This window comes from Ruegeria sp. TM1040 (assembly GCF_000014065.1).
Taxonomy (GTDB): Bacteria; Pseudomonadota; Alphaproteobacteria; order Rhodobacterales; family Rhodobacteraceae; genus Epibacterium.
Genome location: NC_008044.1, coordinates 2,439,177 through 2,459,322, shown reverse-complemented (window position 1 = coordinate 2,459,322; position 20,146 = coordinate 2,439,177). Strand labels below are relative to the sequence as shown.

General features: G+C 61.1%; 21 protein-coding genes. 12 read left to right on the top strand and 9 right to left on the bottom strand.

Translation table 11 applies throughout. From position 1 onward, the window contains the following. Positions 1–94: 94 nt before the first annotated feature. Together dprA and tldD are read right to left on the bottom strand one after the other, a co-directional pair. Entirely contained in the window at positions 95–1,243 is a 1,149-nt protein-coding gene (gene dprA / locus TM1040_RS16110) for a DNA-processing protein DprA (protein ID WP_011539658.1), read from the bottom strand. A 377-nt stretch (positions 1,244–1,620) separates the two neighbouring features. After that, the gene (gene tldD, locus TM1040_RS16105) at positions 1,621–3,042 is read right to left on the bottom strand and encodes a metalloprotease TldD (protein ID WP_011539657.1); all 1,422 of its coding nucleotides are present in this window, start codon (positions 3,040–3,042) and stop codon (positions 1,621–1,623) included. Positions 3,043–3,222: 180 nt separating this feature from the next. Between tldD and coxB the strand changes: the two genes are divergently transcribed. From coxB to TM1040_RS16055, 10 genes are all read left to right on the top strand, one after another. Then, positions 3,223–4,137 carry a cytochrome c oxidase subunit II gene (gene coxB, locus TM1040_RS16100; RefSeq protein WP_011539656.1) on the top strand — a complete coding sequence of 305 codons (915 nt, stop codon included), beginning with the start codon at positions 3,223–3,225 and terminating at the stop codon, positions 4,135–4,137. Between the two features lie 118 nt (positions 4,138–4,255). Next, positions 4,256–5,197, top strand: coding sequence for a heme o synthase (gene cyoE / locus TM1040_RS16095; RefSeq protein ID WP_011539655.1), 942 nt, complete (start codon positions 4,256–4,258; stop codon positions 5,195–5,197). A 1-nt stretch (position 5,198) separates the two neighbouring features. Further along, the gene (locus tag TM1040_RS16090; protein WP_011539654.1) at positions 5,199–5,360 is read left to right on the top strand and encodes a hypothetical protein; all 162 of its coding nucleotides are present in this window, start codon (positions 5,199–5,201) and stop codon (positions 5,358–5,360) included. A 4-nt stretch (positions 5,361–5,364) separates the two neighbouring features. After that, positions 5,365–5,952: a cytochrome c oxidase assembly protein gene (locus TM1040_RS16085; protein WP_011539653.1), complete on the top strand. Its 588-nt coding sequence runs from the start codon at positions 5,365–5,367 to the stop codon at positions 5,950–5,952. Between the two features lie 25 nt (positions 5,953–5,977). Next, complete coding sequence (locus TM1040_RS16080) at positions 5,978–6,793, top strand: cytochrome c oxidase subunit 3 (RefSeq protein WP_011539652.1); 816 nt, start codon at positions 5,978–5,980, stop codon at positions 6,791–6,793. A gap of 151 nt (positions 6,794–6,944) precedes the next feature. Further along, positions 6,945–7,607 carry an SURF1 family protein gene (locus tag TM1040_RS16075; protein ID WP_011539651.1) on the top strand — a complete coding sequence of 221 codons (663 nt, stop codon included), beginning with the start codon at positions 6,945–6,947 and terminating at the stop codon, positions 7,605–7,607. Positions 7,608–7,621: 14 nt separating this feature from the next. Then, positions 7,622–9,013 carry a threonine synthase gene (gene thrC / locus TM1040_RS16070; RefSeq protein ID WP_011539650.1) on the top strand — a complete coding sequence of 464 codons (1,392 nt, stop codon included), beginning with the start codon at positions 7,622–7,624 and terminating at the stop codon, positions 9,011–9,013. Further along, positions 9,010–10,272, top strand: a complete 1,263-nt coding sequence (locus tag TM1040_RS16065) for a M16 family metallopeptidase (RefSeq protein ID WP_011539649.1) — start codon at positions 9,010–9,012, stop codon at positions 10,270–10,272. The genes thrC and TM1040_RS16065 overlap by 4 nt, the downstream gene beginning before the upstream one ends. Continuing rightward, the gene (locus TM1040_RS16060; protein ID WP_011539648.1) at positions 10,272–10,862 is read left to right on the top strand and encodes a GNAT family N-acetyltransferase; all 591 of its coding nucleotides are present in this window, start codon (positions 10,272–10,274) and stop codon (positions 10,860–10,862) included. The genes TM1040_RS16065 and TM1040_RS16060 overlap by 1 nt, the downstream gene beginning before the upstream one ends. Positions 10,863–10,929: 67 nt before the next feature. Further along, a complete protein-coding gene (locus TM1040_RS16055) occupies positions 10,930–12,345 on the top strand; it encodes an FAD-binding oxidoreductase (protein ID WP_011539647.1) in 1,416 nt (471 codons plus the stop codon). A 107-nt stretch (positions 12,346–12,452) separates the two neighbouring features. On the opposite strand, the gene TM1040_RS16050 is transcribed toward TM1040_RS16055, so the two are convergent. The 5 genes from TM1040_RS16050 to TM1040_RS16030 all read right to left on the bottom strand — a co-directional run bounded on the left by TM1040_RS16050 (position 12,453) and on the right by TM1040_RS16030 (position 16,286). Beyond that, positions 12,453–12,935, bottom strand: a complete 483-nt coding sequence (locus TM1040_RS16050; protein WP_011539646.1) for a fasciclin domain-containing protein — start codon at positions 12,933–12,935, stop codon at positions 12,453–12,455. A 214-nt stretch (positions 12,936–13,149) separates the two neighbouring features. After that, the gene (locus TM1040_RS16045; RefSeq protein WP_011539645.1) at positions 13,150–13,689 is read right to left on the bottom strand and encodes an adenine phosphoribosyltransferase; all 540 of its coding nucleotides are present in this window, start codon (positions 13,687–13,689) and stop codon (positions 13,150–13,152) included. A gap of 116 nt (positions 13,690–13,805) precedes the next feature. Next, a complete protein-coding gene (locus TM1040_RS16040) occupies positions 13,806–14,678 on the bottom strand; it encodes an S-methyl-5'-thioadenosine phosphorylase (RefSeq protein ID WP_011539644.1) in 873 nt (290 codons plus the stop codon). Between the two features lie 102 nt (positions 14,679–14,780). Continuing rightward, positions 14,781–15,674 carry a hypothetical protein gene (locus TM1040_RS16035; RefSeq protein WP_044026875.1) on the bottom strand — a complete coding sequence of 298 codons (894 nt, stop codon included), beginning with the start codon at positions 15,672–15,674 and terminating at the stop codon, positions 14,781–14,783. Between the two features lie 282 nt (positions 15,675–15,956). Continuing rightward, the gene (locus TM1040_RS16030) at positions 15,957–16,286 is read right to left on the bottom strand and encodes a hypothetical protein (RefSeq protein WP_011539642.1); all 330 of its coding nucleotides are present in this window, start codon (positions 16,284–16,286) and stop codon (positions 15,957–15,959) included. 282 nt (positions 16,287–16,568) lie between these two features. Between TM1040_RS16030 and TM1040_RS16025 the strand changes: the two genes are divergently transcribed. Beyond that, positions 16,569–18,179, top strand: a complete 1,611-nt coding sequence (locus TM1040_RS16025; protein WP_011539641.1) for a SulP family inorganic anion transporter — start codon at positions 16,569–16,571, stop codon at positions 18,177–18,179. A 101-nt stretch (positions 18,180–18,280) separates the two neighbouring features. On the opposite strand, the gene TM1040_RS16020 is transcribed toward TM1040_RS16025, so the two are convergent. Continuing rightward, the gene (locus TM1040_RS16020) at positions 18,281–18,922 is read right to left on the bottom strand and encodes a CatB-related O-acetyltransferase (protein ID WP_011539640.1); all 642 of its coding nucleotides are present in this window, start codon (positions 18,920–18,922) and stop codon (positions 18,281–18,283) included. Position 18,923: 1 nt separating this feature from the next. After that, on the bottom strand, positions 18,924–19,529 hold the full coding sequence (locus TM1040_RS16015; RefSeq protein ID WP_011539639.1) for a flavin reductase family protein: 606 nt from the start codon (positions 19,527–19,529) through the stop codon (positions 18,924–18,926). Positions 19,530–19,638: 109 nt separating this feature from the next. Here TM1040_RS16015 and TM1040_RS16010 point away from each other — a divergent pair, with 109 nt between their 5' ends. Next, a complete protein-coding gene (locus TM1040_RS16010) occupies positions 19,639–20,139 on the top strand; it encodes a GNAT family N-acetyltransferase (RefSeq protein WP_011539638.1) in 501 nt (166 codons plus the stop codon). Positions 20,140–20,146 lie beyond the last annotated feature (7 nt).

The window sequence follows — 20,146 nt, the reverse complement described above, 5'->3', positions numbered from 1 at the left end:
GGCAAAATGTGTCGCGCAAGGGGAGAATGTCAATCCACGCGAAGAAATCAGCGCGTGGAGCTCGGGCGTGAAGGGGGGAGTTTTCGACTTTGAATTAGCGTTTTTTGATGATCACTCCACCCGGTTCCCGACCGATTTCGCCGGATAGCTCCAAGTCCGTCAGCACCGTGCGCACCTTGCGTGCGGGGCTGCCGAGATCCTTGATCAACTGGCCTTCCGGTGTGGGCGCGGCCGCGAGGCGATCCAGGATTTGTTGATGCAGTGCTGCGGTTTGACGCAGGTTGCGTCGCTCGGGCGGGGGCGAGGGCAGGTCCTGCACCGAGGGGCGTTGGGGCGGGCGGTGCGCATTGAGCGGAGGTAGCGCCTCGATCACGTCCTCGGCGTGGCGCACCAGCGTGGCGCCATCGCGGATCAAGAGGTTGCCACCGCTGGCCCGCCCGTCGCAGGGGTGGCCAGGTACTGCCATCACGTCCCGTCCCAAATCCAGCGCATCGCGCGCAGTGATGAGGCTCCCTGACTTTATGGCGGCCTCCACGACCACTGTTGCAAGGGCGAGACCTGCTATGATGCGGTTGCGGGGCGGAAAATGGCGCGCTTGTGGCTGCAAGCCCATGGGTTGTTCGGAGAGGCGCAGACCCTGCTCGGCAAGGGTCATGGCGAGCGGGGTGTTCTCAGAGGGATATATAATGTCGACGCCGCCGCCCTGCACAGCGATGGTGCCGCTGGCAAGGGCACCCTCGTGGGCACAGGCATCGATGCCGCGCGCAAGTCCCGAGACCACCACATATCCGGCATCGCCCAGATCTCGCGCCAGCCCATAGGCCATGCGCCGCCCCAAGGAGGACGCGTTGCGTGCGCCCACCAGTGCAATGGCCGGTCGCGTCACAAGCGACAAATTTCCGATCGCCCAGAGTGCCGGAGGAGGATTGGGAAGCGAGGCCAACGGGGCCGGATAATGGGGATCTCCAATGCACAAAAGCCGCGCATTGGCGGCTTTTGCGTTCTCGAACTCGGCGTCCAATGCATCTTTTGAGTATATTTTATACCCTTTGACGCCTGAAGTCGCTGCCAATTCAGGCAGCTTTTCAAGCACATTCTGTGCTGAACCATACTCGGCCAGAAGCCGATAAAAGGTCACGGTCCCGATGCCTCGGGAGCGCAACAGGCGAAGCCAGGAATACCTTTGATCTTCCGTGGTGGGTGGGAGTGGGGGGTGAGTGGAAGAATATGCTTCTCCGGTCATGCCCTCGCCTCGCCTTGTTGCAATATTAGGATTAAGGCCTGAGGGGTTAACAGGTGGTGAACATCCCAAAAGTTTATCGAGATTTTTCGGTACTTTTTGCTATGTCATTGAAAATAAATGATATGCGCTGGCGTGGCGCTGCGGAGAAAGTGTTTGGACCAGCATGCCCCAAGGCAAAATCACGTCCACAGACTGCAGTCAGGAAGGTGAAAATCCCTGATCTGTTAAGCATAAATAATGCCGCGGTCATTCTTTGCTGGCCCTAGAGCCCTGAAAAGAAAAGACGACTCCCAGAGTATCTGCGAGTCGTCCTATTTGTCGACTGATCTGGCGCGGTGTCGCGCCAGATCACTTGTGTCACGGATTCATCTGAGTGCTCAGGTCGCAGATCCGCCGACCGTCAATCCGCCCATGAGCACGCTGGGCTGGCCCACGCCGACAGGTACCCATTGGCCTTGTTTGCCGCAGTTCCCCATCCCGGGGTCAAGCGCCATGTCATTGCCGAGCCCGCGGATTTGCTGCAGCGCAGTGGCGCCGTCTCCGATCAGCGTGGCGCCTTTGACGGGGGCGCCGACCTTGCCGTCTTTGACGCGGTAGGCTTCGGTGCAGGAGAATACGAATTTGCCGTTGGTGATATCCACCTGTCCCCCGCCAAAGCCGACGGCCCAGATTCCGTCCTTGACCTCTTTGACCAGATCCTCGGGCGTCGCCTCACCGCCGAGCATATAGGTGTTGGTCATCCGCGGCATCGGCGCGTGTGCATAGCTTTGACGGCGCCCGTTACCGGTGGGCTCCACGCCCATCAGGCGCGCGTTCTGGCGATCCTGCATGTACCCTACGAGGATGCCGTCCTCGATCAATGTGGTCTTCTGGCTTGGCGTGCCCTCGTCGTCCACGGTGATCGAACCGCGCCGGTCCGGAATGGTGCCATCGTCCAGCACGGTAACGCCGGGGGCTGCGATGCGCTGTCCCATGAGCCCGGCAAATGCCGAGGATCCCTTCCGATTAAAATCGCCCTCCAGCCCGTGTCCGATCGCCTCGTGCAGCAGGATGCCGGGCCAGCCGGGGCCAAGTACCACGTCAAGCTCGCCGGCGGGCGCAGGTTCCGCGTCGAGGTTCACCAGTGCGATTCGCAGCGCCTCACGCGCTTTGGCCTGCCAGTCCTCGGGCGCGATCAGCCCATCAAGGCCAACCCGACCGCCACCGCCCGCAGTGCCACTCTCGCGCCGTCCGCCGTCCTCGACGATGATCGAGACATTCACGCGCGTCATCGGTCGCACGTCGCGCACGCGGGTGCCATCGGCGCGCAGGATCTCGATTTCCTGCAAGGATGCTGCCAGCGTGGCCGAGACCTGTACGACGCGCGGATCGAGGTCGCGCGCAAAACTGTCGATCTCACGCAGGGTCTCGACCTTCACGGGAAAGGCCTGCGCCGCGATCGGATCCAGATCGCCATAGAGTTTCTGATTGGTGGCCTGCGGGGCAGGGGCCATGGTGCCGCCGCCAGCGCCCACTGCGAGCCGTGCGGTTTCGGCCGCGCGGCGCAGCGCCGAGATCGACATGGTGGTCGAATGGGCATACCCCGCCACTTCGCCCCGCACCGCGCGCAGCCCGAATCCTTCGGCAGCATCATAGCTCGCCGTACGCAGACGGCCGTCGTCGAATACCAATGCCTCTGATTTTGTGCGCTCGGCAAAGATCTCGCCATCGTCGGCACCTGCCAGTGCGTCACGCAGGAGCGGCAGCGCCTCATCTTCGGGAAGTGTGGTTTCAAACGGGGAAAAAGCGGTTGTATCCATCAAATCGGCCTCGATTTTTTTGATCTAAGTCAAGAAAGAGACGCTATGACGCGCGCTACCCTCTTTATAACCTCCCGAGAATATGATTTTTAACGGCAACAAAGACAACGGGCGCGGTAGAGTTTTTCGAACGATTCCGCGATCCCAACCCATGCAACGATCAAGCGATCAGGAAACGACATGAAGAATGCTTTGACGCTTTCGGGCTTTATCGCCGCCCTTTCTAGCCTTCCAGCCATGGCGCAAGAAGGTCTGGAAACCATTGGTAAGCCGACGGACGGCAACCTCGGTTTTCAGCCGGCGGCGTCCGAATTGGCAGAGGGCATTCACAAGCTCGACTACATGATTCTCATCATCATCACCGCGATCTGTGTGTTCGTGGGTGGTCTGCTGCTTTACGCAATTGTGCGTTTCAACCGTCGCGCCAACCCCAAGGCAGCGAGCTTCACGCACAACACCCCGATCGAGATCGCTTGGACCGTGGTGCCGATCCTTATCCTGATCGTAATTGGCTCCTTCTCGCTGCCAGAACTGTTCCGCCAGCAGGAAATCCCCGAGGGCGACGTGACCATCAAGGTGACCGGCTACCAGTGGTACTGGGGCTACGAGTATGTGGATCACGACTTTGCCTTTGACAGCTATCTCATCGGCCACCCGGCGACGCTGGACGAATCCACGCGCCCTGCCGACGCGGATGTGACGCCTTTCGTCTATGACGAAGCGATGAAGCTGAAGCTCGAAGAAGCGGGCTACGCAGGCGACGAATTCCTTCTGGCGACCAACACTGCGGTTGTTGTTCCGGTGAACAAAACCATCGTGATGCAGGTAACGGCTGCTGACGTGATCCACTCCTGGGCGCTGCCGTCGTTCGGCGTGAAGCAGGATGGCATCCCCGGCCGCCTTGCGGAACTGTGGTTCAAGCCAACCAAAGAAGGCGTCTACTTTGGCCAATGTTCCGAGCTTTGCGGCAAGGACCACGCTTATATGCCGATCACCGTCAAAGTGGTCAGCGAAGAAGCCTATCAGGAATGGCTGAACGGCGCGATCGAGGAATACGCGGGTCTGCCGCAGCCCTACGACGTCGCTTCCAAGTGATCTGACTGGACCCTCGGCGCGCGTCCGCTATCTGCTGAGAGAGCCGCGTGCTGACGGATGAGACCAAGAGCGACCACGCGCTTTGCGTGGTCGTCCATGACCTGAAAGAGCCCGAGACATGACAGACGCTAGCATCAATGCAAGCATGACCCGCGAAGAGGAGGCTTCCCTTGGCGATTACTTCGCGCTGCTGAAGCCGCGGGTGATGTCCCTTGTCGTGTTCACCGCCTTTGTTGGCCTGATGGCTGCGCCCATCGGAGTGCATCCGGTGATCGGCTTCTGTGCGATCCTGTTCATTGCCATCGGCGGCGGGGCGTCTGGCGCGCTCAATATGTGGTGGGACGCCGACATCGATCAGGTGATGAAGCGCACCAAGGGCCGCCCGATCCCGGCTGGCAAAGTCGACAAGGGCGAAGCGCTGAGTCTCGGCCTTGCGCTGTCGGGCCTGTCGGTGATCATGCTGGCGCTTGCGACCAACGTGTTTGCAGGGGCGTTCTTGGCGTTCACCATCTTCTTTTACGTGGTGATCTACACCATGTGGCTCAAGCGGGCGACGCCGCAGAACATCGTCATCGGTGGCGCGGCAGGGGCGTTTCCGCCTGTGATCGGCTGGATCGCGGCCACCGGCAGCATGTCGGTCGAGCCCTGGCTGATGTTTGCACTGACCTTCCTGTGGACGCCGCCGCATTTCTGGGCGCTCGCGCTTTTTATGCGCAATGATTACGACATGGCCGATGTGCCGATGCTGACCGTGACCCATGGGCGGCGCTCCACGCGCAAGCACATCCTGGTCTACACCGTAATTCTCGCGGCCTTTGCGCTGACCACCGCCTTCACCAGCGTCGGAGGGCCGATCTATCTCACTACAGCTGTTGTGCTCAATGCGCTGTTCCTGAAAGGCGCGGTCCAGATCTGGCGCCGCGATGAGGAGATCTGCGAGAGCGACAACTTCAAGATCGAACGCTCCTTCTTCAAACTGTCGCTGCTCTACCTCTTCCTCCACTTTGGCGCGATTCTCGCCGAGGCGCTGTTGAAACCCTATGGGCTGGGAGGCTGGTAAGATGAGCCTGCGCAAGGAACATGAAATCCACAACCGCCGCAAAGGGCGCAACGTGGGTGTTGGCCTGTTGCTAGGGGGATTCGTCGTGCTGGTTCTGGCGCTGACGATGGTCAAAGTGACCTCCACCGGCTTCAGCTTCCCCGAAACCCAGGGCACGGAGTAATCTGATGGCGTTGAACGGACCTCAAAAAACAGTGGTGCAGCTGGTTGGCGTGGTTGTTCTGATGGGTGGCCTCGCCTGGGCGTCGGTGCCGTTCTATGACTGGTTCTGCCGGGTCACGGGCTTTGGCGGCGTTACGCAGGTCGCCGAGACCGGCTCCGATCAGGTGCTCGACCAAACCATCAAGGTTCGTTTTGACGCCTCCAAGGACCGCGGCATGCCGTGGGAGTTCAAACCCGTCGAGCGCATCATGGAGCTGAAGATTGGCGAGACCGGTCTTGCTTTCTATGAGGCTTACAACCCGACAGACCGTCCGGTTGCAGGCCAGGCGTCTTACAACGTCGCGCCGTTCTCGGCGGGCTATTACTTTGATAAAATTCAGTGTTTCTGCTTTAACGAGCAGGTGCTGCAACCGGGGGAGCGGGTGATGATGCCCGTGACCTTCTTCGTGGACCCCGAGATTATCGAGGACCCGGAGGCAAAATATGTGCATACGATCACCTTGTCGTATACATTTCATGAGATTGATCTGCCCGAGGGCTATGCCGCTCTCGACACCGGGGATACATCCGGGGCAGAGACAGAACTGAACTAAGGCCGCTTTGGTGAGGGACACTTAAATGGCGCATGCAAAAAACCACGATTTCCACATTCTGCCGCCTTCTATTTGGCCGCTTCTGAGCTCGCTTGGCGCCTTCGTCATGCTGTTTGGCGCGGTGCTCTGGATGCACGACTACACCGCCTGGCTGTTCTGGGCCGGTTTGGTTGCGGTGCTCTACTCTGCCTTCTGCTGGTGGTCTGAGACCATTGCGGAAAACAAGGCAGGCGATCACACGCCGGTTGTTCTGATCGGCCTGCGCTACGGCTTCATCCTGTTTGTGATGTCCGAAGTCATGTTCTTCTTCGCGTGGTTCTGGTCGTTCTTCAAACACGCCATGTACCCGATGGAAGAATACGTCGGCACCGAATATGTCGCGCCCGACATCTACCCGGTTGACGCCTTCCACCTGCCGCTCATCAACACGCTGGTGTTGCTGCTCTCTGGCTGTGCTGTGACCTGGGCGCACCACGCGCTTGTGCACGACAATGACCGCAAGGGTCTGGTGAACGGCCTCGCCATCGGTATCGCACTTGGCATCTTCTTCACTGCGCTGCAGGCCTATGAATATGTGCACCTGCTGCACGAAGGCTGGGAGTTTGGCGGCGACGAGTTCTACTCCAACTTCTTCATGGCCACCGGTTTCCACGGCTTCCACGTGATCCTCGGCACCATCTTCCTGATCGTGTGTCTGATTCGCGCGATGCGGGGCGATTTCACGCCGAAGTCCCACGCGGGCTTTGAGATGGCGGCCTGGTACTGGCACTTCGTTGACGTTGTGTGGCTGTTCCTCTTCGTGGCCGTCTACATCTGGGGCACCGCCGGTCTGGCGCACTGATCTCAATGTAGCGGGTACATGATTGCGGTTTTCCTTTCGGCAATCAGCACGTATCTAACGGGGCGCGCGGGGATCACCTCGCGCGCCTCTTGCCTGTTTTGCGGCAGGCCTTTGGGGCGCAGATTGCAATCGGATCTGGAGGGGTCGTTTGATGCGACGCGTGATCTTTCTTGGGGTGGTAGGGGGCTTGGGCTTTGTGGCGCTGGTCTCGTTGGGCCTCTGGCAGCTACAACGGCTGGCGTGGAAAGAGGGCGTCCTCGCCACCATCGAGACACGCATCGCAGCAGAGCCGGTCTCCTTGCCCGAGGCTCCAGACCCCGAGGCGGACCGCTACCGTGCGGTGCGATTTGAGGGTGAGATCCTACCCGAGGAGCTACATGTCTTCTGGGTCACAGAGGCCGAGGGGGCAGGCTATCGCGTGATCTCTCCCTTTGTGACGGACGAGGGTCGCCGCATCCTTGTGGATCGCGGCTACATCCGGGCCACGGACAAGGAAAATACCCGCCCCACGGGCCGCGCAGAGCTTACCGGAAATCTCCTCTGGCCGGATGAAGGCGACTGGACCACTCCGCCGCCTGAAGTGGACACCAACATCCTCTACGCCCGCGACATTGCCTATATGTCCGAGCGCCTGAACACTGAACCCTTGCTGGTTGTGGTGCGCACGGGGGCCGAAAAACCCACGCCTCTGCCTGTCTCGACCAAGGGCATCCCGAACGATCATCTGCAATATGTCATCACCTGGTTCTCGCTCGCCCTCATATGGGCGGCCATGACCGCCGCCTTTCTCTTGCGTACGCGCGCCAAAACCTGACAGGAACTGACGCCATGAAATATATCTCCACCCGCGGCCAAGCGCCCGAACTCACCTTCGAAGAAGCCATGCTGACCGGGCTTGCGCGCGACGGCGGGCTTTATGTTCCGGCAGAAATCCCGACGCTCTCGGCAGAGGAAATCGCAGGCTTTGCCGGGCTGCCTTATGAGGAGGTCGCGTTTCGCGTGATGTGGCCCTATGTGTCGGGGTCTTTCTCCGAAGAGGAATTCAAGGGCATCATCGCGCGCGCCTATGCCGGGTTTGAGCACGCCGCTCGCGCGCCGCTGAAACAGATGGCGCCGAACCACTTCCTGTTGGAGCTCTTTCACGGCCCGACGTTGGCGTTCAAGGATTTCGCCATGCAGCTCATCGGTCAGCTGTTTCAGGTCGCGCTCAAACGCCGGGGCGACAGCGTGACCATCGTGGGTGCCACTTCTGGCGACACCGGGTCCGCGGCGATCGAGGCGTTTCGCGGTCTGGACGCGGTCAACGTCTTTATCATGTATCCCCATGGCCGCGTCTCCGAGGTGCAGCGCCGCCAGATGACCACACCGCAGGACGCCAATGTGCATGCCCTCGCGGTGGATGGAGACTTTGACGACTGCCAGGCTGCGGTCAAAGACATGTTCAACGATTTTGACTTCCGCGATTCGGTGCATCTGGCGGGCGTGAACTCGATCAACTTTGCCCGCGTTTTGGCGCAGGTGGTCTATTACTTCACCGCTGCCGTGGCCTTGGGCGCACCGCACCGCAAAGTGTCCTTCACCGTGCCGACCGGTAACTTTGGCGACATCTTTGCGGGCTTTATCGCGCGCCAGATGGGGCTGCCGATCGATCAGCTGGTGGTCGCCACCAACCAGAACGACATCCTGCACCGCTGCCTCTCGGGCGAGGGCTATTTCAAAGGCGAGACCATCCCGTCGATTTCGCCTTCTATGGATATTCAGGTCTCTTCGAACTTCGAGCGGGCCTTGTTCTATGCCTACGATCAGGACGGCGCGGCTGTGGCGCAGCTGATGGACGAACTGAAGACCGGTGGTGGTTTTAACGTGAGCCAGGGGGCCATGCAGGCGTTGAGCGAAATCTACAGCTCAGGCCGCGCTTCCGAGGAGGAGACTTCCGCCACGATCAAATCCGAACTCGCGGCCTCAGGAGAGCTGCTTTGCCCACATGGGGCAGTTGGGGTGAAGGTCGCCAATGAACACCTCAAGGATGGGGTGCCGATGGTCACGCTGGCCACGGCGCATCCCGCAAAATTCCCGGCCGCGGTCGAGGCGGCCTCGGAGGTGCATCCGCCTCTTCCCCCTCGCATGGCAGACCTGTATGACAGATCGGAGCGCGTGACCCGGATCGCCAATGATCTCGGCGCGATTGAAGATCATATCAGAAAGCACATCGCCAATTGACCGTTAAACAAGACACCCTGCCCAACGGGTTTCGTATTGTCACCGAGTATATGCCGGGGCTGCAATCCGCAGCCCTCGGCATCTGGGTTTCGGCAGGGGGCCGCCATGAGCGGCTCGAACAGAATGGGGTGGCCCATTTCCTTGAACATATGGCGTTCAAAGGCACCAAGCGGCGCAGCGCGTTGCAGATCGCCGAAGCCATCGAGGATGTGGGCGGCTACATCAACGCCTATACCAGCCGCGAAGTGACCGCCTATTACGCGCGTATTCTCAAGGACGACGTGGATCTCGCCCTTGATGTGATCGGCGACATCGTTCTGAACTCGGTCTTTGATGAACGCGAGATCGAAGTGGAACGCGGGGTCATCCTGCAGGAAATCGGTCAGGCGCTTGATACGCCGGACGACATCATTTTTGACTGGCTGCAGGAAGAGAGCTATCGCGAACAGGCGATTGGCCGCTCGATCCTCGGCCCCGCAGAACGGGTTCGCAGCTTCAACAAGGAAGATCTGACCCGGTTTGTGGCCGAACACTATGGTCCCGGTCAGATGATCCTCTCAGCCGCTGGTGCGGTCGACCACGATCGGTTGGTGAAGGCCGCTACAGAAATGTTTGGTCATCTGGAACCCAAACAGCAGGACGTGATCGAATGTGCTCGCTTTACCGGCGGTGAAGCGCGCCACGACAAAGCGCTGGAGCAGGCCCATGTGGCGCTGGCCTTTGAAAGCCCAAGCTACCGCGCCGATGACATCTATGCCGCGCAGATCTATGCGGCGGCGCTCGGCGGCGGCATGTCCTCTCGGTTGTTTCAGGAAGTGCGCGAAAAGCGCGGGCTTTGCTACACGATCTTTGCGCAGGCAGGGGCCTATGAGGACACCGGCATGATGACCATCTACGCGGGCACCTCCGGGGCGCAGGTTTCGGATCTTCTGGGCATCACGGTTGATGAGCTCAAGCGCTCCGCAGATGACATGTCCGACGCCGAGGTGGAGCGTGCCCGCGCGCAGATGAAGGCCGGTATGCTGATGGGGCTTGAGAGCCCTTCGAACCGGGCGGAACGTCTGGCGCGCCTCGTCCAGATCTGGGACCGGGTGCCAAGCCTTGAGGACACGGTTGCAAAGATTGATGCGGTAACCACCGCGGATGTGCGCGCCATGGCGGCGCGGATTTCTCGCGAGGCACCGGCTGCGCTAGCACTCTATGGCCCGGTCGCCGAAGCGCCGCGCCTTGAGGAGATCGCCCGGAGGCGCGCTGCCTGATGCTTTTGGCCCGGCGGACGGTGAAACTGGAGACGGAGCGCCTGACGCTCCGCCCTCCCGTGCATGCCGATTTCCGGTACTGGGCCTTCCTGCGCCAGCAGAGCAAAGATCATTTGATCCCCTGGGAGCCCGCATGGTCCCCCGATCACCTCAGCCGTAAATCCTTTACCAACCGGGTCTATTGGGCGAAACGCTCGATCGCGCAGGGGTCTGCCCTGCCGCTGTTTCTGATCCGGCGCGAGGACGATCATCTGGTTGGGGCCATCACGCTCGACAACATCCGCCGAGGCCCCGCGATGGCGGGCACCATCGGCTATTGGACCGGGGTGCAATTTGCCCGCCGGGGGTATATGCGCGAGGCGATCGGTGCGGTGGTGCATCATGCCTTTACCCGCCTCGACCTGAGCCGAATCGAAGCAGCCTGCCTGCCGGAAAACGCGGCTTCGCGCGGCTTGCTGGAGCGCTCCGGTTTTAAATATGAGGGCGTGGCGCAGTCCTATCTGCAGATCAACGGGCGCTGGCGCACCCATGTGCTCTATGCGGCGCTGCGCAACGACCGCCGGGGCAAGACCACCGCCGGTCAGGCCTGAGTGTAGCAACGTCGCACCGCGCCATAACGGCCTTGCCTTTGGGCGGTGGATTCTGGATTCATGGGGCATGACTTTGAACCCCGCCACCCCCGCCTTTCTCGACACGCTCTCTGCTCGTTTGCCCGCCGATACCCTGCGCCGGCCGGAGGCGCGCCATCTGGAAGAGCCGCGCGGACGTTATGCCGGGCAGGCCGCCGCCGTTGCGCTGCCCCGCAGCGCCGAAGAGGTGGCCGAGATCATCCGCGCGGCGCATGCGGCACGGGTGGGAGTTGTTCCCTATGGAGGCGGCACCGGCCTTGTGGGCGGGCAAGTGATGACCGAGGGCGCAACCCCGATCCTGTTGTCGCTGGAACGGATGCGCGGCATTCGCGCGCTCTATCCAGAGGAAAACGTGCTGATCGCAGAAGCGGGCGCGGTGCTGGCGGATGTGCAGTCTGCCGCGGCCGAGGCGGGGCGTCTCTTTCCGCTGTCTCTGGCCGCCGAAGGCTCGGCGCAGATCGGCGGCAACCTTGCGACCAACGCGGGCGGGGTCAATGTGCTGCGCTATGGCAATGCGCGCGATCTCTGTCTCGGGCTTGAGGCAGTGCTGCCCTCAGGCGAGATCTGGCACGGGCTGTCACGGCTGCGCAAAGACAACACCGGCTATGATCTGCGCAACCTCCTGATCGGGGCCGAGGGCACCCTTGGAGTGATCACCGCTGCGGCGCTCAAACTCTCGCCGATCCCGGCCAACGCGGGCACGGCCATCTTTACGGTCCGCGATCCAGCGGCGGCGGTGGCGCTTCTGACGCGGGCGCGCGATGCAGTGGGCGAAGGTGTAAGCGCTTTTGAACTCATCCACCGGCAGGGTCTTGAATTCCTTGCCGAAAAACTGCCGGAATTGCGCCAGCCCTTCGAGAGCCACCCGGAGTGGTGCGTCCTGATCGAGCTCGGCCTGGGCAAAGGCCAGGATGCAGAGGCCGCGCTGGCCGACCTCTTTGAACAGGCGATGGACGCAGAGCTGACCGACGACGGCGTGATTGCACAATCCGAGGCTCAGCGTCAGGCGCTATGGGCTTTGCGCGAACATATCCCGGAGGCGAACCGCCTGATCGGGTCTGTCTCAAGCCACGACATTTCGGTGCCGATTTCGCGCATTCCCGAGTTCATTCCCGCGGGCTGGAAAGCGATTGCAAATCTCGATCCGTCGCTCCGGATCAACTGCTTTGGCCATCTGGGCGATGGCAACCTGCACTACAACGTCTTTCCCGCGCCGGGCCGGTCGCGCGCGGATTACGAAGACCTGCGCGGGGATGTGAAACGTATCATCCATGACCTCGTGTATGACTATGGCGGCTCCATGAGTGCAGAGCACGGGATTGGCCGCCTAAAGGTCGGTGATCTTGAACGCTATGGCGATCCGGTCAAGCTTGCTGCGATGAGAGCCATCAAAGAGGCGCTTGACCCTCATGGCATCATGAACCCTGGCGCCGTTGTGGTCTGATACAACGACGCCCAAAAGACACTGCCGATTGGCAACAGCGGCCCTACAAGAAAGGGGAGCCCGGAGGCCCCCCTTGTCGCCACGCCTAATGGGCGCGAACTGCTCACTTAGCTGCCTGGCATGATCACTTTGTCGATCACATGGATCACGCCGTTCTCGGCCTCGATGTCTGCCTGCACCACGGAGGCCTCATCGACCATCGCGCCATTGTCGAGATCGATGGTGATTTCAGAGCCCTGCACGGTGGCCGCCTTCATACCGTCGGTCAGGTCGGAGGACATCACCTTGCCCGGCACAACGTGGTAGGTGAGGATCGCGATCAGCTGATCCTTGTTTTCGGGCTTCAGGAGAGTCTCAACCGTGCCTTCGGGCAGTGCTTCAAATGCTGCGTCGGTCGGGGCAAAGACGGTGAAAGGGCCTTCGCTCTTGAGCGTGTCCACCAGATCAGCAGCAGACACAGCCGCGACCAACGTGTCGAAGTTGTCGTTGCCCGAGGCAATGTCGACGATGTCTTTGGAATGACCGTCCGCAAAAGCGGCGGTGGCAACGGCAAGGCTGGCGATGGTGCTGAGTGCAAACTTACGGATCATGAGATACTCCTCTTGTCTCTGTCACATTGGACGCCGCGTCGGCGACATCTGTGAAAGACAACGAAGCAGCTGCGCGTTTGGATGAGGCGGATCTATGCCGATGGGCGTTTGACACATGAAAAAAGCTCCCTAAGCCGGGAGCTTTTCCAAAATCCAGTCACGCCTGCGTGAGCAGCTGTGATCCGTCGTGACTGATCCCGGCGAAAAAAAACGCTCAGAGCCCCTCGAATTCGCACAGAACATGCACGTCCATGCCAAGGCTTTGGAGATGCTTGCGCCCGCCAAGTTCCGGCAGGTCGATGATGAAAGAGCAGGAGATGATCTCTCCGCCGAGTTTTTCGATCAGTTTGATGCCCGCACCCGCGGTGCCGCCGGTGGCCAGAAGATCATCCACCACGAGGATCTTTTCACCCGGTTGGATGGCATCCTTGTGAAGCTCCACCACCGCCTCGCCGTATTCGAGCTTGTATTCCTGCGAAATCGTGGCGCCGGGCAGTTTGCCCTTTTTGCGCACAGGCACAAACCCAGTGCCCAGTTGATGCGCGATGGCGCCGCCAAGGATGAACCCCCGCGCCTCAAGCCCCACGACCTTGTCGATGCGCTGGCCCGCATAGGGGTGCAGCATCTGGTCCACGGCCATGCGAAACCCGCGCGGGTCGGCAAACAATGTGGTCACATCGCGGAACATGATCCCCTCATGGGGGAAATCGACGATGGTGCGGATGTAGTCCTTGACGGTTTTGGAGGTGCTCATGGGGCTGTGATCCCTGATCTGGCTTCGCGATGGCGGGCGCAGTGGTAATGAAGTCCGCCGCGCCCAAACCCTAGCGGTGTGGCCGAAGCGGGGCGGTCATGCAAGTGTCATCTGCCTCAGAGCACGCGTCCTGCGACGGCATCCAGCTTGGCCAAAAGCGCCGGGTCCCGTTTTTCGGGCGCGGTCATGATGGCATACTCCAGCGCGCGGTCACAGCCATGGGGGCAGGGCGCGCGCTCTGCGCCCAGACGTGCGGGCAGGCCCTTGATCAAGGCGCGCCCTTTTTCAGAGTTGCCTTTGAGGGTGGCGATGACGGCGGTCACATCCACCTCGCCGTGGTCGGGGTGCCAGCTGTCGTAATCGGTGACCATGGCCACGGAGGCATAGCAGAGCTCGGCCTCACGGGCGAGTTTTGCCTCTGGCATATTGGTCATGCCGATCACATCCGCGCCCCAGTGCTCGCGGTACATCTTGGATTCCGCAAGCGTGGAAAACTGCGGCCCCTCCATCGCCAGATAGGTGCCGCCACGATGTGTGTTGATCCCGGCTGCGCCTGCGGCGGCTTCGACCGCATCGCTCAGACGTGGGCAGGTCGGATGCGCCAGCGCCACATGCGCCACGCAGCCCGAGGAAAAGAAGCTCTTGGCGCGCGCAAACGTGCGGTCGATGAACTGATCCACGATGACAAAATCGCCGGGCGCCATGTGCTCGCGAAAGGAGCCGCAGGCAGAGACGGAGATCACATCCGTGGCCCCGAGACGTTTCAGGGCGTCGATATTGGCCCGGTAGGGCACATCGCTTGGGGCATGCACATGACCCCGGCCATGGCGCGGCAGGAACGCCATTTTGACACCCTCAAGCCGCCCGGTGAGGATCTGGTCCGAGGGCGTGCCCCAAGGGGTTTCGACGGTGGTCCACGCGGCGCCTTCCAGCCCGTCGATCTCGTAAATGCCGGAGCCGCCGATCACGGCAATCAATGTCTCTGTCATGGGGGTCCCTCCTGCGGGTCTTTTTTGACCTATGGCCGAGCAGGGCGCGGCTTGGCAAGCATGGGATGCCTCCGGCGGAGGTATTTTGAAAAAGATGAAGGATCAGTCACGCCGGATAAGGCCGGTGAGGGCAGCAGCCCCCAGCGCGGTGACGATCCAGCCCAGGGTGGTGAAACCCCAGCGCAGCCACCAGAGGTGATACCCCCAAGGTCCGCGTTCGGTGGAAGGGGCCCAGGCCTCGGTCTGGCCAAATTCGACGATGGGGATCACGACATCAGCGGCATAGGCGTATCGGTTGAATGTCTCCCAGTCCTTGCCGGGGATGGCGTTGCGGTTCGCCCATTCGGCGGCGGGGTTTTGGATGTCGTCATCCCGCGCCAGCTCTTGCCAGCCTTCGGAGAGCAGAATGGGGCCTGAATTGGGGGCAAAGCTGCCTTCGTCCCAGGCCCATTGCGCGGGAAAGGTTGCGGCCGCGAACAGCAGAATGAGCGCATAGAGGCTGCGCTGCGGTTTGTAGCCATGGGCGGTGAGCAGCAGAGAGATGCTGTCCTTTCCGCCAAGGCAGAGGCGCAGAATATCGCGCCAGATGCTATGCAGGCCGGTACTCAGGTCACCATTCGGGGTGATACGCAGTTTGGCGCGAGCTTCTTGGCGTAGCTTGCATGCGAGCGTGATGCGGACCTGCCTCGCGTCAGCCTCGTGCCCCATGTCATGCAGGGTCTTGGCGAGCTGTTTGTAAGGCTGGGGGAAGAACTCTCCGTTCCAGCGGTCACCTTTGGCGAGCCATTCGAGCCGCGTCTTCGAGTCGGTTGATCCAATGATCCGGTCATAGGTGAAGCCATCCAAGATCAGCGCGCCAGTCGGCGGATAGCTGTGGGGATTGTCGACGAGAATAGAGGTTTTGGCATCGCTCAAATCAAGAATGCCCCGGATTTGAGTGATGTTGCTGAGGTAAAGACCGCCGGTGATTTCGGCATCTCGTAGGGTGAGGGCCATTCCTTTTGGTGTGTTGAAAGTCGTACCCTTACAGGACATCTGCCCGCCGACTTTGACGCCGCCGAGGTGAGCAGACCGATTGAGTGTTGTGTTTCGGAGGAAGAGGCCGCCCTTCACTTCAGTTCTTTGCAGGTTGAGGGCCTCGGCCTCTGGCGAGCTAAAGTTTACGGCCTCGCAAGACACTTGCCCACGAAACTCGGTGCCACCGGCCTTCAATCCGGGCAAGGCACAGGTTTTCAGCCGCAGGTCTCCGGCCCATTTCGATCGGGGTGCAAATATGCGCTATTCCAAGGGGCAATTATACAGGAGCAGGTTGCCGGGGATGATGCAATTCGTAAGATCGAGTGAGCCACTTATGTAAGCGCCAAACATAGCGACGCTTCGTTTCGTGACGTCGCATCCATCCCCATTGAGCAGGATCAGGCGCAGCACCTCGGCGCGGATGTGGCGGGCCTCTTGCGCTGCGGTCAGGGTTTGCCAGTTCGCGGGTTCCTCGGGGATTTGATCGCGGGGGCCGAGTTCGCACAATACGCCAGCCTCGGCGGCGGCTTTGAGTTGTTGCTCTGCCGCGTTTGGCGGCGGGGAAATGTCGTCCCAGCTTTTAAAATGCATGTGGCTGCTCTAAGTTTCCTGCTTCAATACCCGCAGTCTGCGGAGCCTCACACCGACGGGCAAGGGTTAAAGAAGGGTTCACGGTAGACAGCGCTTCTGACCTATTGTTTCGCACGCGAAACATTGGGGCAGGAAGGCTGACGTTTCTCTGGGGTTTCTGCCCACGCATGCGGCAGCGGGCGGGCTTTGAGGCCTTGTTTTTAGGCCTTGGCTTGTGTCACGCGGGCAGAGAGGCTAACAGGCGCTCAAAACAAGCTTCCCGAATTCACAGGTTTTGGTGTCATGACACGCGGCGTATTGGGCCTTTTGGCCAAGAATATCTCTCCTCCCAATCTTTCCATCATGCAGGATGAGGGTTTTACGGTGGCGCGTGTGCGCACCGAGCTGTTGTCCGGGCTGACGGTGGCCCTGGCGCTGGTGCCGGAGGCGGTGGCCTTTGCCTTTGTGGCTGGGGTGCATCCTCTGGTGGGGCTCTATGCGGCCTTTCTGGTGGGGCTGATCACGGCGCTCATCGGGGGGCGTCCGGGCATGATTTCGGGGGCGACCGGAGCGCTGGCAGTGGTGATGGTGGCGCTGGTGGCCGAGCACGGGGTGGAGTATCTCTTTGCCACCGTGGTTTTGATGGGCATCCTGCAGGTCATCGCCGGTGTCATGCATTGGGGCAAGTTCATCCGACTGGTGCCGCATCCGGTGATGCTTGGCTTTGTGAACGGTCTGGCGATCGTGATTTTCCTAGCGCAGCTTACGCAGTTCAAGCAACCCGGCACCGGGGGCGAAGAATGGCTTGCCGGGCCGCAGCTTCTGATGATGCTGGGGCTTGTGGTGCTGACCATGGTGATCATCTGGGGCATGCCCAAGCTGACCAAGGTGATCCCGGCGCCGCTGGCGGGGATCGGGATTACAGCGATCATCGTGATCGCCTTTGGTCTTGATGTGCCGCGCGTGGGCGACATGGCGTCCATCGAGGGGGGCTTGCCAAGCTTTCACGTGCCGATGGTGCCGTTCAACATGGAAACGCTGCAGATCATCCTGCCCTATGCGGTCATCCTGGCGGCGATTGGCCTCATCGAGAGTCTTTTGACCCTGAACCTTGTGGGCGAAATCACCGGCAAGCGGGGCGGCGCGAGCCAGGAGTGCATCGCGCAGGGGACATCGAATATTGTTACCGGTTTCTTTGGCGGCATGGGCGGTTGTGCGATGATTGGTCAGTCGATGATCAACGTGAATTCGGGCGGGCGCACGCGGATCGCGGCGATTGCGGCAGCCCTGTTTCTGTTGCTGTTCATCGTGGCGGCCTCTCCGCTGATTGAACAGATCCCGCTGGCAGCGCTCGTGGGCGTGATGTTCATGGTGGTGATCGGGACATTTGCGTGGAACAGCTTCAAGATCATGACCAAGGTACCGCTGACGGATGCCTTTGTGATCGTGCTGGTGACCGTGGTCACGGTGATGACCGACCTTGCGATCGCTGTTGTGGTCGGGGTCATCGTGTCGGCGCTGGCCTACGCGTGGAACAACGCGCGGCGCATTCACGCGATCACCCGCGACAGCGTGAGCGAGAAAGGCGCCAAGGTCTATGAGATCCAGGGGCCGCTGTTCTTTGGCTCGACCGACGGGTTCATCGAGCTCTTTGACGTAGAAAACGATCCCGACGTGGTGATCGTGGACTTTGCGGCCTCGCGGGTTGTGGATCAGTCGGCGCTGCAGGCCATCGAGGCTGTGGCCGGAAAATACGAGGCCGCTGGCAAGGCGCTGCAACTGCGTCACCTGAGCCGCGATTGTCACGAGCTCCTGTCCAAGGCCGGGCATCTGATGGTCGATAGCGACGATGATCCGGAATATGGCCTCGCGGTGGACTACTCGGTCAAAACCGGGGTTCTGGGCGGTCACTAAAGCCCCTACAGAGGTCTCAAAACGGTCGCGGTCCCCAAAGGGACCGCGGCTTTTTTATATGCATTGTCAGCTGGGTGCTGGCAGGGCTCGGCCCGGCGCCGTCAGTCGGGGGCGAGCGCTTCGAGCATGTCAAGATCGCCCGAGGTGATCGCAGGCTCGGCGCGCAGGATCAGATCAGCGGGCCAGTCCCACCATTTCAGCGCCAGAAGCCGGGCGATCTGAGGTTTGGAGAAACGGTGGCGGGCGATGCTGGCAGGATTGCCGGTCATGATCGCATAGGGCGGCACGGTGCCGCGCACCACGGCACCCGCGCCGATGATGGCGCCGTCGCCGATGCGCGCGCCGGGCAGGATCAGCGTGCCGTAGCCGATCCAGACATCATTGCCGATCACCGTGTCGCGGGTGTCGGGTTGAAACCCGGCCATCTGCGCGGGATCAAACACCGGAAACGGATAGCAGCTGAGGCCCTCTTGCGCGTGGTTGGCAGAGGCGGTGATGAACTTCACCCCATGCGCGATTTGACAAAACCGACCGATCTTGAGCTGCTCGCGCGCGCCCGCAAACAGATAGGGTGCGAGGTGGCTGCCCCAGTCGCGTGGTGGCTCGAAATCCGATGCATAGGTGTAGTCCCCGACAATGAAATTCGGGTTCTCCACCACACGCGCCAACAGCACGGTCCCGGCATGCGGAGTCCCGTCCGGCAGCACAATCGGATGGCGCAGTCTGGGGTCTGGCAGCGGCATGTCAGTCGTCCGGGCGCGAGAGGGAGAACGGATCGCTGACCTTGGCATAGTCACGATAGCCAAGGCGCGAGAGCGGTTGATACCGTGTCACGTCAAAAACCCCATCCACAAGGCAATCATCGCGCAAGTGCACGCCGACCACCTCGCCAAAGGCAACTTTGTTGGCCTCACCGGGAAGATCGACGATCTGGGTAAGACGACATTCCAGCGCAGCAGGCACGCCAGCAACGCGGGCGCAGTCGATGGTTTCGCACGGGACGGCCTCAAGACCGGCATGGGCGAATTCGTCGATGCCTTTGTCGAGTGCGGCAGAGGTTTTGTTCATCGCATCGCGCATGGCGTATTCGACCACATTGACGCAGAACACGCCGGTTTCGCGGATGTTGGCGATGGAATCCTTGGTGCCGTCCTGATCGTCCTTGGTCGAGGTCGAGGCAAACATCACCTGCGGCGGTACATAGGCAACCGCATTGAAAAAGGAATAGGGTGCCAGATTGTTGACGCCCGCGCCGGAGCGGGTGGAGATCCAGCCGATCGGGCGGGGGGTCACAACGGCGTTGAACGGATTGTGGGGCAGGCCGTGGCCATCCTCGGGGCGGTAGAACATTCTATGTCTCCAAGTGTTTGCCCCAGACTTACGCTCGTGCTAGGGCGAAATCCACCCCCGCGTCGCGTTGGCTCTGGTCACAAGGCGCAGCCGTTGGAGCCAAAGACTCGTGATCACCATCGCGCCAGAGACGCCAGAGGATTCCTGGGAAGTCGAAGCCCTTTACGACCTGTGTTTTGCACCGGGGCGGACGGCTTTGTCCTCCTATCGGCTGCGGGATGGGGTGGCGCCGGTACAGAGGCTCAGCCAGGTTGCACGCGACAGTGATGGTATTCTGGCGGGCGCAATCCGGTTCTGGCCCGTTCACGTGGGCACGCAGGACGCGCTGTTGTTGGGTCCGGTGGCGGTGCACCCGACGCGACAGGGCGAGGGCATTGGTGCCGCACTCATCCGCGACAGTCTGTGGAAAGCGGAAGACAGCCATTGGCAACGGGTGATCCTTGTGGGGGATGCGCCCTATTATCAGCGATTTGGGTTTGAGCGCTTGGACGGTGTTGAAATGCCACCGCCCACCAATCCCGAACGTGTACTGGGACTCGCACTCAACCCGGGGGCCTGGGGGGGCGTGCGCGGGCAGGTGACGCGCTGGAGCGGTGCGGCGCAGGGGTGACAGTCTC